Source organism: uncultured Gemella sp., from assembly GCF_963515875.1.
Taxonomy (GTDB): Bacteria; Bacillota; Bacilli; order Staphylococcales; family Gemellaceae; genus Gemella.
The window spans coordinates 1-10,596 of record NZ_CAUPZX010000056.1; the positions used below are offsets into that span (position 1 = coordinate 1).

At 30.7% G+C, this 10,596-nt stretch carries 14 protein-coding genes; all 14 read right to left on the reverse strand.

The window, feature by feature from the left end:
- Positions 1-42 precede the first annotated feature (42 nt).
- Positions 43-270, reverse strand: a complete 228-nt coding sequence (locus RWL85_RS08605; protein WP_399533803.1) for a translation initiation factor IF-2 N-terminal domain-containing protein — start codon at positions 268-270, stop codon at positions 43-45.
- Complete coding sequence (locus RWL85_RS07980; RefSeq protein ID WP_314086872.1) at positions 270-581, reverse strand: ribosomal L7Ae/L30e/S12e/Gadd45 family protein; 312 nt, start codon at positions 579-581, stop codon at positions 270-272. The genes RWL85_RS08605 and RWL85_RS07980 overlap by 1 nt, the downstream gene beginning before the upstream one ends.
- Positions 581-868, reverse strand: coding sequence for an RNase P modulator RnpM (gene rnpM / locus RWL85_RS07985; protein ID WP_314086875.1), 288 nt, complete (start codon positions 866-868; stop codon positions 581-583). The genes RWL85_RS07980 and rnpM overlap by 1 nt, the downstream gene beginning before the upstream one ends.
- Before the next feature lie 13 nt (positions 869-881).
- Complete coding sequence (nusA, locus tag RWL85_RS07990; RefSeq protein WP_314086878.1) at positions 882-1,913, reverse strand: transcription termination factor NusA; 1,032 nt, start codon at positions 1,911-1,913, stop codon at positions 882-884.
- 20 nt (positions 1,914-1,933) lie between these two features.
- Entirely contained in the window at positions 1,934-2,398 is a 465-nt protein-coding gene (gene rimP, locus RWL85_RS07995; protein ID WP_314086881.1) for a ribosome maturation factor RimP, read from the reverse strand.
- Positions 2,399-2,533: 135 nt separating this feature from the next.
- Positions 2,534-2,917, reverse strand: a complete 384-nt coding sequence (locus tag RWL85_RS08000) for a VOC family protein (RefSeq protein WP_314086884.1) — start codon at positions 2,915-2,917, stop codon at positions 2,534-2,536.
- Between the two features lie 23 nt (positions 2,918-2,940).
- Complete coding sequence (locus RWL85_RS08005) at positions 2,941-3,798, reverse strand: DegV family protein (protein ID WP_314086887.1); 858 nt, start codon at positions 3,796-3,798, stop codon at positions 2,941-2,943.
- Positions 3,799-3,836: 38 nt separating this feature from the next.
- On the reverse strand, positions 3,837-4,382 hold the full coding sequence (gene nusG, locus RWL85_RS08010) for a transcription termination/antitermination protein NusG (RefSeq protein ID WP_314086889.1): 546 nt from the start codon (positions 4,380-4,382) through the stop codon (positions 3,837-3,839).
- Positions 4,383-4,393: 11 nt separating this feature from the next.
- Entirely contained in the window at positions 4,394-4,567 is a 174-nt protein-coding gene (gene secE, locus RWL85_RS08015; RefSeq protein ID WP_314086892.1) for a preprotein translocase subunit SecE, read from the reverse strand.
- A 180-nt stretch (positions 4,568-4,747) separates the two neighbouring features.
- Positions 4,748-5,599 carry a tetrahydrofolate dehydrogenase/cyclohydrolase catalytic domain-containing protein gene (locus RWL85_RS08020; RefSeq protein WP_314086894.1) on the reverse strand — a complete coding sequence of 284 codons (852 nt, stop codon included), beginning with the start codon at positions 5,597-5,599 and terminating at the stop codon, positions 4,748-4,750.
- On the reverse strand, positions 5,583-6,212 hold the full coding sequence (gene plsY / locus RWL85_RS08025; RefSeq protein WP_314086896.1) for a glycerol-3-phosphate 1-O-acyltransferase PlsY: 630 nt from the start codon (positions 6,210-6,212) through the stop codon (positions 5,583-5,585). The genes RWL85_RS08020 and plsY overlap by 17 nt, the downstream gene beginning before the upstream one ends.
- Before the next feature lie 7 nt (positions 6,213-6,219).
- Positions 6,220-8,613, reverse strand: coding sequence for a phenylalanine--tRNA ligase subunit beta (pheT, locus tag RWL85_RS08030; protein WP_314086899.1), 2,394 nt, complete (start codon positions 8,611-8,613; stop codon positions 6,220-6,222).
- Between the two features lie 12 nt (positions 8,614-8,625).
- On the reverse strand, positions 8,626-9,648 hold the full coding sequence (gene pheS, locus RWL85_RS08035; RefSeq protein WP_314086902.1) for a phenylalanine--tRNA ligase subunit alpha: 1,023 nt from the start codon (positions 9,646-9,648) through the stop codon (positions 8,626-8,628).
- A gap of 556 nt (positions 9,649-10,204) precedes the next feature.
- Positions 10,205-10,596 (reverse strand): putative PEP-binding protein (locus tag RWL85_RS08040; protein ID WP_314086904.1); only part of this gene is annotated, 392 nt, incomplete at its 5' end.

Below are 10,596 nucleotides of genomic sequence, written 5' to 3' on the forward strand. Positions count from 1 at the left end.
AATAGATGGTTTTTGTTTTTTTGCTTTTCATTTTTTTTATTTTTAATTTTTTTTCTTTTTATTTTTCTTACCTTCGTTATTTGAAGATTGCTCATTTTGGATAGTTTCCTCTTGTATCTTGAAGACACTATCAAGCTTAGCTAACCCCTCTTCTGTTAGCATTGACATATGATTCGATACTTCAATATTCGCATCTTTTAGAACTGTAATAAGGTCTTTCGATTGTTTTCCGACTTCTTTGGCGTACTCATAAATTCTGACTTTTTTCATTACTGTCTTCCTCCTTCTTCTAATAATTGTTTAAATTTTTTTATAAATCCATCATCAGTTATTCCAACAGCTACACGATTATCTCTACCAATCGCAATACTAATATTCTCTATTGTAGAAAATTCGATACATTTAACATTATAAAAATTAGCCTTATCTGTTAATTTCTTTTTTGTATTAACACCGCAATCCTCAGCAATAACTAACAATTTGATTTTATTATTTTTTAAATTCTTTGTAATTAAATCTTCACCTGTAATAAGTTTACCTGCTCTTTGCATTAAACCTAATAAATTATATACTTTTATCATTATTTTTGCGGAATTGACTTTCTATAAATTAATCTAATTACTTCGTTATAGATAGGCTCCATAACTTCAGGTGAAGTTGAGAAAAATTTCTCTAATTGTTTCTTCTCTTGTGCAGCTTTTATAACTTCTAGATCAGCTACAACATAAGCTCCACGCCCAGCTTTTTTTCCAGTTGGATCTACAGAGATTTCGCCTTCTTTATTTTTAACAATTCTTAATAAATCTTTTTTAGCAAACATCTCATTTGTTAGAATACATTTTCTTGTTGGTATTTTTCTTTTCTTCATAGTCAATACCTCACTATTCAGCAGCTTTTATGTCGATTTTCCAACCTGTTAATTTAGCAGCTAGACGAACATTCTGACCTTTTTTACCAATTGCAAGCGAAAGTTGATCATCTTTAACTTTTACATTTGCAATTTTTTCTTCTTCATCAATTAAAATTTCTTCTACTTTAGCAGGTGCTAACGCATTAGTGATAAATTTAACTGGGTCTGCATCCCAAGTAATAATATCAATTTTTTCACCGTTTAGTTCTTCAACTATGCGGTTAACACGTTCTCCTTTATTACCAACACAAGCTCCTACAGGATCAATATTTTTATCTTCAGCATAAACAGCTAATTTAGTTCTTTCACCAGCTTCACGTGATACGCTCTTAATTTCAACAGTACCACTATAAATTTCAGGAACTTCTATTTCGAATAATCTTCTGATAAATTCTGGATGTGATCTTGAAGCTAATACATGTGGTTTGCTTCCACGAGTTGGATTATCAACTTTAGCTATATATACTTTAATTGGAGTTTGAGGAACATAAGTTTCTCCTTTAACTCTTTCATTTTCACCAAGAATAGCTTCTATTTTTCCAAGTTTTACATATACATATCTTGTATCAATTCTATCTATAGTTCCAGAAAGAATTTCTCCTTCATGTTCAATATATTCTTTATAAAGAATTTCTTTTTCGGCTTCACGAAGTCTTTGTAATAATGCTTGTTTCGCAGCTTGTGCTCCAACACGACCAAAATCACTTGGTAAATCCACAACTTCGTAAATGTCACCTACTTCATATGCTGGGTTAATTTTCAAAGCATCTTCTAATGCAAACTCAATTCTATCATCATAAACTTCTTCTACAACATCTTTTCTAATGATGAATTTGTAATCACCTGTAACTCTATTGAAATCTACTCGTACATTTTTAGCAGCATTAAAATTCTTTTTATATGCAGATAATAAAGCCAATTCAATAGCCTCTACTAATATATCTTCTGCAATTCCTTTTTCTTGTTCAATTAATTTAATAGCTTTAAGCAAATCCTTGCTCATCTTTCTTTCTCCTTTAATACTTAAAATTTAACAGCTAATCTTATTTTAGCGATTTTAGTGTAATTAATCGTTGATTTTTTTACTCTCGCTTTATCTTTATATTCTATAGTAATTTCTTCACCTTCAACAGCTAATATATCACCATAAAATTCTTTTTGACCATCAATTTTTTCATATGTTTTTATATAAACATGCTTCCCAACAGAATTAGTAACTTCTTCTAAGTTTCTTAAATCTCTTTCTATACCCGGAGAAGAAACTTCTAGATAATATTTATCACTAATAAAATCTTCTTTATCAAGTTCTTCTGCAAGTTTTTCACTTAATAATACACAATCATCAAGCGTAAGACCACCATCTTTATCGAAGTAAATACGTAGAAAGTATTCAGTACCTTCCTTAACATATTCTACATCATAAAGAGAAAATTCCGTATTTTCAGCCTGTTTAGTTGCTATAACTTTTACTTTTTCAACTATACTCATACATTACACCTCTTTCTTAATTTTTTTATTGCAATATAAAAGAGCGGAGAACCTTTCAAAATTCACCACCCTTTCGGTAATTTATTTCAATTTAACTAAATTATATCATATGATTATAAATAAATCAAATAATAACTATATTTTAGTACGAATAACTTCAATTTTGTATCCATCAGGATCTTTAATGAAGTAGTAGCTTGGCGGGAAACCTGGTAATCCTTTAAGATCTGTTACATCATACCCTGCAGCTTTATGTTTTTCATATAGTGCTTCTAAATCTTCTACAGAAATAGCAATATGACCATATCCATCGCCAAGATCATAAGCACCATGATCATAATTATAAGTTAATTCTAATTCATAATTAGATCCAGGTAAAGTTAAATATACCAATGTAAACTTGTACTCTGGAAAGTCTCTTTCACGACTTACAACAAAGTCAAATGCTTCAGTATAAAATTTTACTGATTCTTTTAGGTTTGCTACACGATAGCAAGTATGTGCCATAGTTTGAACCATTTTTTCCACCTCTTAATTTGTTATTATAATATTGTCCATCCGATTGCAACTGCACCAATACCAAGATGAGTAGATATAACTGGACTTATTCCATCTATATCAACAGTTACATTCGAATATTTTTCTTCAATATATTTCTTAATCTCTTCTGCTTTCTCTAATGCGTCAACATGTAGAACACAAACTGTAATGTGCTCATTTTTGTGTTGATTATAGTATTCATCAAACAATTCATACATTCTTGATACTACTTTTTTATAAGTACGAATTTTTTGAAACGGTACGATTACTTTATCATCAAAATGTAGTAACGGTTTTACCTGAAGTAAACTTCCTACCATTGCTTGTGCCCCACTTAAACGTCCACTACGTTGTAAGTGAGATAAATCATCAGCCATAAAATAAGCTTTAGACACTTTTTTCATTTCATTTAAAGCTGAAATAATTTCTTTACAAGATTTACCTTCTTTAATTAATCTTGCGGCTTTAATAGCATAATAACCTTCTGGTCTGCAAGATACTTCAGAATCAAATGGATGAACATTTAAACCATCGACCATTAGTCCAGCTACAGAATACGATGAATACGTACCACTTATTCCACTAGATAAAGCGATAGCAATTACATCAGTATATCCTTCTTCTTTTAATTTTTCTAAGCAAGCTACGACTTCTCCAATAGCTGGTTGAGAAGTTGTCGGGAAGGGATTATTAGGATTTTTTAAATAATCATAATATTTATCAAGAGGCATATCAATTATTTCTTTATATGAATTATTACCAATAACAAGATTTAAATAAACAGTACTAATATCTAATTCTTTTTTCAAATCTTCTGATAAATATGCAGTTGAATCCATAATTATAGCAATTTTTTCCACACTCTATCCGACTATCTTTAGAGATAGCTTTTCCTTTCTTAGAATTTTTCTATATTATAAAGCTCAAGCTCAACCTTGGTTTCTCTACCCATAAGTTCAATCATAACATCAACTTTATAGTTGTGTAAGTCTAGGTTAACAACTTTACCTTCCATACCAACAAATGGGCCAGAGATAACACGAATATAATCTCCAACTTCAATATCAATATCTACAACACTAGATAATCCCATTTGTTGTAAAATAAAGTTGATTTCTTCAGGTAATAAAGGACTTGGTTTTGAACCTCCACCATGAGATCCAACAAATCCTGTTACACCAGGCGTATTTCTAACAACGAACCAAGAGTCATCAGTCATAACTAACTCAACAAGAACGTATCCTGGGAATGTTTTTCTATTAACTTCTTTTTTCTTTCCAGTAGGAGTTAAAATTGTCTCTTTTTCTTCAGGTACAACGATTCTAAAAATTTTATCTTCCATACCAAGAGACTCAACTCTTTTTTCAATATTATCTTTAACTTTGTTTTCATATCCAGAATATGTATGTATCACATACCACTCTTTACTTACTGTATCGCTCATAATAACCTCTCTTATCTACTAAAATGTCTAATTCCAGCAGTTATTCCTAAATCAACTACGTAGCTAAATAACATTAATATTCCAACTACAACAATAACAATCAATGTTTTTCTAACAAGTTCGCTAAAAGTTGGCCAACTTACTTTTCTCATTTCAGCAGCAACTTTTCCTAGAAATCTAATCATTAATTACAAACCTCCCACATAAATTTCTTACTATATATATTTCTAAAATTATATCACAGTCTAAATTATAAGTCTATATCTTTAAAAATAATGCATTCTTGTACAATATATTATTGTATCATTAATTCAATAACTTTTCAATTAAATATAGTCTCAAATAACTTATATAATTCCTTAAAGTTATTTATTCAGTAAATCATAAGTAGCAGTTAAAGTATTTCTCATTAACATAGTAATCGTTAATGGTCCTACTCCACCTGGAACTGGTGAGATATATGCTACTTTATCTAAAAATTCATCTAGATTTACATCACCTACTAACTTACCATCTTTGTAATTATTACCCACATCAATAATTGTACATGTTGATTTAACTTTCTCTTTTCCACTTAAGAAATGAGCAATACCTACGCAACTCACTATAATATCCGCTTGTTCAATCAATGATTCTAGGTTCTTCGTTCTAGAATGTGCAGTAATTACCGTTGCATTATTTTGAAGTAATAAAGTTGATATAGGTTTTCCTACTATATTACTTCTTCCAATTACTAAGGCAAGTTTACCTGATATTTCTTCCTCAGTTGATTTTATCATTTCTAAAATTCCTAATGGTGTACACGGGATAAGTTTAGCTTCACCAATAACTAGTTTACCAACATTTACAGGATGAAAACCATCAACATCTTTAAGAATACTAACAGCATTCAAAACTTTTTCCTCATCTATATGTTTAGGTAAAGGTAATTGTACTAGAATCCCATGAATTTTATCATCTGTATTTAATTTTTCAATTTCATTTAATAAATCATCAGTAGTAATTTCTTCTGGTAATTCTATTTTTACAGAATTTATATTATTTTCTAAACAAGCTTTATGTTTTGAATTCACATAACTTCTTGAAGCTTTATTATCTCCAACTAATACTACAGCAAGTGTTGGTTCAACACCCTTTTCTCTTAATACAGCTGCTTCACCTTTAATTTCTTCTCGCAACTTCTTTGCAAGCTCAGTTCCACTAATGATTTTTGTCATTCTTTGTTCCCCTTTTAAATTTCAATTTCAATTTCGATTGATTTTCTGTCCCATTTATTAATCTTGATATATTCTTTTTATGTACATAAATAACAAATACACACATGACTATCATTATCCACTTATCGATACCAGATTCGAAAATACTTAGGTACCCGATAGCGGTTATACTCATTAATATGCTTCCCAAAGAAACATATCCTGTTAAGAATAAATTTACAAAAAATATTATCAATAATAATAAACTCAACATAGGATATAAGAAGATAAAAACTCCTGAACCTGTTGCTACCGCTTTTCCTCCTTTGAAGTTTGCAAAGATAGGGAACACATGCCCTATCATCGCAAAAGCTCCAAATACTGATAGAAAATCTACTCTACCTAACATTAATGTTGGTAAAAATGTAGCTACAATCCCTTTTGATACATCACATACAAAAACAGTTATCCCTGCTTTTTTTCCAAGGCATCTGAATGTATTTGTTGTACCTAAGTTTCCACTTCCTAATGTCCTAATATCAGTATTATAAAATACTTTTCCTACTATTAATGCAAAAGGAATAGATCCAATTACATATGCCAAAATACAAAATAATATAATTTGTGTAATCATAGACTACCTACCTAATAATAGCTCCGTACGCTGTAAGTGCAGCAAGTACTTTATCATGCACTGATGTTACTTCTTCGTCTGTTAAAGTTTTTTGTTTATCGCTATAAGTAATTGTTAACGCTAAAGATTTCTTACCAGCTAATAACTCAGCACCAGCATATAAATCGAATAATTCTACTTTACTAATTAACTTATTATTTACTGATTCAACAACATTATAAATATTTTGATACTCATCTTTCACGTCAACTAGCATTGCAATATCACGTGTAATTTCTGGATATTTTGTTACTTCTTCGTATTTAGTCTTAACTTTACTTTCTGAAATTACTTCATCTAAATTAATTTCAAATACATAAGTTTTATTTAATCCAAGTTTATCTGCAACTTCTGGATGAACTTCACCAATAAATCCAATACGTTTTTCACCTAGATAAACTTCAGCAAAACGTCCTGGATGCATACCATCAAGAGTAGATTTTTTATACGTAACTTTCTCATCTAAACCTAAACGTTCAAATACAACCTCTAAGTATCCTTTAGCCGCGAAGAAGTCTAATGAGCTACTTTCTTTAAGCCATTTAGTTGTTCTTTCTTCACCTGTTAAAGCTGCACTTAAATATAATGTTTCTTTTGGTTGAATATTATCATCACCACTACCAAAGAATACACGTCCAATTTCAAGAAGTTTTAAATCTTTTTGTTTCCTAGCAACATTATATTGTACCGTATTTAATAATCCTGGAATTAAACTTTGACGTAAAGTTGAATGTGTTTCAGTCATAGGCATTAATAATCTAACTTTGTGGTGATCTTCTAAAGTATACTCCGTAGCTTCTTCTTCAGATACTAATGAATAATTAATAGTATCATTAAATCCTAAACTAGCGTATACTGCGCGAAGATCACGCACCATTCTTTGCGAATAAGTTAAACCACCTTTTGTAGTTTTAGAGAATTTTGGTAATGTTGAGGCTAGGTTATCATATCCATAAATTCTAATAACTTCTTCGACTAAATCTTGCTTAATTGAAATATCTGGTCTTCTAGTAGGTACTTTAACTACTAAGTTTTCTCCTGTTACTTCTACTGTAAAGCTTAATCCCTCAAGAATAGCCACTATTTCTTCAGTTGATAACGTAATTCCAAGATAGCTGTTAATATAAGAAGTTGTTATTTCAACAATTTTCTCATCTTCTTTGTTTACTACTCCAACAGAACTTTCAACTACAGCATTTGGGCATAATTCTAAAATTAATTCCACAGCACGATCAAGAGCTGCTTTTTGCATATTAGGATCAATACCTTTTTCGAATCTTGCCGAAGAATCACTTCTTAACCCATGAGCAGCTGAAGTACGACGTACTGATGTTGGATTAAAGTAAGCAGATTCTAAAATAATATTTTTAGTTTCGCCACTTACCTCTGTGTTTTTACCACCCATTACTCCACCAAGAGCAATAGCACGAGAACCATCAGTAATTACTAAGTCAGTTGTTTGTAATTTTCTCTCTTCTCCATCAAGAGTTTCAAGAACTTCACCTTCTCTAGCATCACGAACTACGATTTTATCTCCTACTAGGTCTTTATCAAATGCATGCATTGGTTGACCAAATTCTAATAGAACATAGTTAGTAATATCTACGATATTGTTAATTGGACGTATTCCAGAATTCATAAGTCTTGTTTGTAACCATAATGGAGAATCTGTAACTTTAATATTTTTTACAACTTGACCTACGTAATTTCTACAAGAACCACTTTCGATTGAAACTTGTAATGAAGTCGCTTCATAATTTTCTTCTTTCTCAACATCATTAAAATCAACTTTATTATTGTATAAAGCACCTAATTCGTAAGTAAGACCACGCATACTTAGTGCATCTGCTCTGTTTGGAGTAATTGAAAGATCTAAGATATAGTCATTTAAACCAAGTACTTCAACAACATCAGAACCTAACTCTTGCTCAGTCTCAAATACGTAGATACCTTCTTGATAGTTTTTAGGTACCACACTTTTACTTAATCCTAGTTCTGCTAAAGAACAAATCATACCTTGTGATTCTACACCGCGAAGTTTAGCTTTTTTAATTTTGATTCCTGGTAATTTTGCTCCTACTTTAGCAACAATTACATATTGTCCAGCATCAACATTTGGTGCACCACAAACAATTTGTAAATTTTCTTCTTCACCAACGTTTACTTGACATACATTTAATTTTTCAGCATCAGGATGTTTTTCTTTAGAAACTACATATCCGATTACTACACCAGAAATTTCTTCTGCTAAATACTCAACACCTTCAACTTCGATACCACCACGTGTGATTTTTTCGGCTAATGCATTTGCATTATCTTCAACATTTGTATATTGTTTTAACCAATTATAACTTACTAACATTACTACCTCCTATTAATCGTTTCTATCACTATTGAATTGTTGTAAGAATCTTACGTCATTTGTGTAGAAACTTCTAATATCACTAATTCCATATTTTAACATTGCAACACGTTCTGGTCCCATACCAAACGCGAATCCAGAATATACTTCTGGATCAAAACCAGCCATTCTAAGAACGTTAGGATGAACCATACCAGCTCCTAAAATTTCAAGCCATTTAATGTTTTCTTCATCATCTTCATTACCCCAAGATACATCAACTTCTACTGAAGGCTCAGTAAATGGGAAGAAGCTTGGGCGCAGACGAATTTTTTTATTTTCTCCGAACACAGCTTTAATAAAGTGTTCTAATGTCCCTTTTAAATCACTGAATGTAATTTTTTTATCTACTACTAATCCTTCAATTTGTGTAAATTGGTGAGAGTGCGTAGCATCATCATTATCACGACGGAATACTTTACCAGGACAAATAATCTTAATTGGTCCCTCACAATTAGCTTTTAACATTTCACGAGCTTGAACTGGTGAAGTTTGTGTTCTCATTAATAATTCATTTGTGATATAGAATGAATCTTGCATATCACGAGCTGGGTGATCTTTTGGTAAATTTAACATTTCAAAGTTAAATTTATCAGTTTCCACCTCAGGACCCTCTGCAACTGAATATCCCATAGAAATAAATATTTCTTCTATTTCCTCAATAATTTTATTTAGTGGGTTTAATCCACCTAGCTCTATTCTTTTGCTTGGAAGAGTAACATCAATTTCCTCACTAGCTAATTTTAACTCTAATGCAACTTTAGCCAATTCAGCTTTTTTCTCTTCTAAACTATCATTGATGAATGTTTTAACTTCATTAACAAGTTTACCAAAGGTAGGTCTTTCTTCTGGAGATAAATCACGCGCTCCTTTCATAACTTCAGTTAATGCACCCTTTTTCCCTAAAAATTTAACTCTTAGGTCATAAAGTTCTTTTTCATCTTTAATTGTTTTAACTAATTCTAAATATTCTTTTCTTATATTCTCTAAAGTCATAAGTTCCTCCTTAAAAATTACATATAAAGACATTGCTATAAGTATATTATTTATCCAAAATAAAAAGCCCCTCAAGACTAAGTCTCAAGGGACGAATATATCGTGGTACCACCCGTATTTTAAAGCATGATTGCTTCCTTAATAAAAGTTGGTAACGGGTACCACCCGATTGTACTCATAATCTACTTATACAATTACTCATAAGCTGAAAATATATTTTCTGCTAGTACAACTCTTTCAGTCACGTAGTTGCTCCCTGTAAAAAACTTCCAATATACCGTCTTAATCATCGTTTTTAAAAATTTTATATTTAAAATAATAATATAAATATACGATAATGTCAAACAATAAAGATATTTTCCAAAAAAAATTAAAAATAAAATTTTAAAATTGTATTAATAAGATTTATTTAATACTAAAAGATTTTATAATAAGAAAAACAAAAAGGATGCCTCCTGTACCATACAGGATAACATCCACTTGTATAAACTAAATATATATGTGTTCAAAATTTTGGATACACATAACTTTTGGGTAAACCCCTTTAATTTAATAATTATTTAGTGTATTCTTCTACTAACGCTAATACTTCTTCAGTAGTTGAGCACATAATAGCTTTATCAACTAACTCTTTCATTTTTTCTAATGATAAGTTTTTAATTTGGCTACGAGCTTGAAGAATTGATGTAGCTGACATTGAGAATTCATCTAATCCCATACCTAATAATAATGGAATAGCTAAGCTGTCACCAGCCATTTCTCCACACATTCCAGTCCACTTACCTTCTTTGTGAGACGCTTCAATAACATTTTTCACAAGACGTAGAATAGCTGGGTTATATGGTTGGTATAAATAAGATACTTTCTCACTCATACGGTCTGCAGCCATAGTATATTGAACTAAGTCATTAGTACCAATTGAGAAGAAGTCTACTTCTTTAGCAAAGA

What these genes read in the sequence shown, in the direction of transcription:
- rimP (WP_314086881.1), bottom strand. Translation starts at nt 2,398, where the DNA reads ATGAGTATAGTTGAAAAAGTAAAAGTTATAGCAACTAAACAGGCTGAA.
- nusA (WP_314086878.1), bottom strand. Translation starts at nt 1,913, where the DNA reads ATGAGCAAGGATTTGCTTAAAGCTATTAAATTAATTGAACAAGAAAAA.
- RWL85_RS08020 (WP_314086894.1), bottom strand. Translation starts at nt 5,599, where the DNA reads ATGACAAAAATCATTAGTGGAACTGAGCTTGCAAAGAAGTTGCGAGAA.
- RWL85_RS08605 (WP_399533803.1), bottom strand. Translation starts at nt 270, where the DNA reads ATGAAAAAAGTCAGAATTTATGAGTACGCCAAAGAAGTCGGAAAACAA.
- RWL85_RS07980 (WP_314086872.1), bottom strand. Translation starts at nt 581, where the DNA reads ATGATAAAAGTATATAATTTATTAGGTTTAATGCAAAGAGCAGGTAAA.
- nusG (WP_314086889.1), bottom strand. Translation starts at nt 4,382, where the DNA reads ATGAGCGATACAGTAAGTAAAGAGTGGTATGTGATACATACATATTCT.
- pheT (WP_314086899.1), bottom strand. Translation starts at nt 8,613, where the DNA reads ATGTTAGTAAGTTATAATTGGTTAAAACAATATACAAATGTTGAAGAT.
- rnpM (WP_314086875.1), bottom strand. Translation starts at nt 868, where the DNA reads ATGAAGAAAAGAAAAATACCAACAAGAAAATGTATTCTAACAAATGAG.
- pheS (WP_314086902.1), bottom strand. Translation starts at nt 9,648, where the DNA reads ATGACTTTAGAGAATATAAGAAAAGAATATTTAGAATTAGTTAAAACA.
- secE (WP_314086892.1), bottom strand. Translation starts at nt 4,567, where the DNA reads ATGATTAGATTTCTAGGAAAAGTTGCTGCTGAAATGAGAAAAGTAAGT.
- RWL85_RS08000 (WP_314086884.1), bottom strand. Translation starts at nt 2,917, where the DNA reads ATGGTTCAAACTATGGCACATACTTGCTATCGTGTAGCAAACCTAAAA.
- plsY (WP_314086896.1), bottom strand. Translation starts at nt 6,212, where the DNA reads ATGATTACACAAATTATATTATTTTGTATTTTGGCATATGTAATTGGA.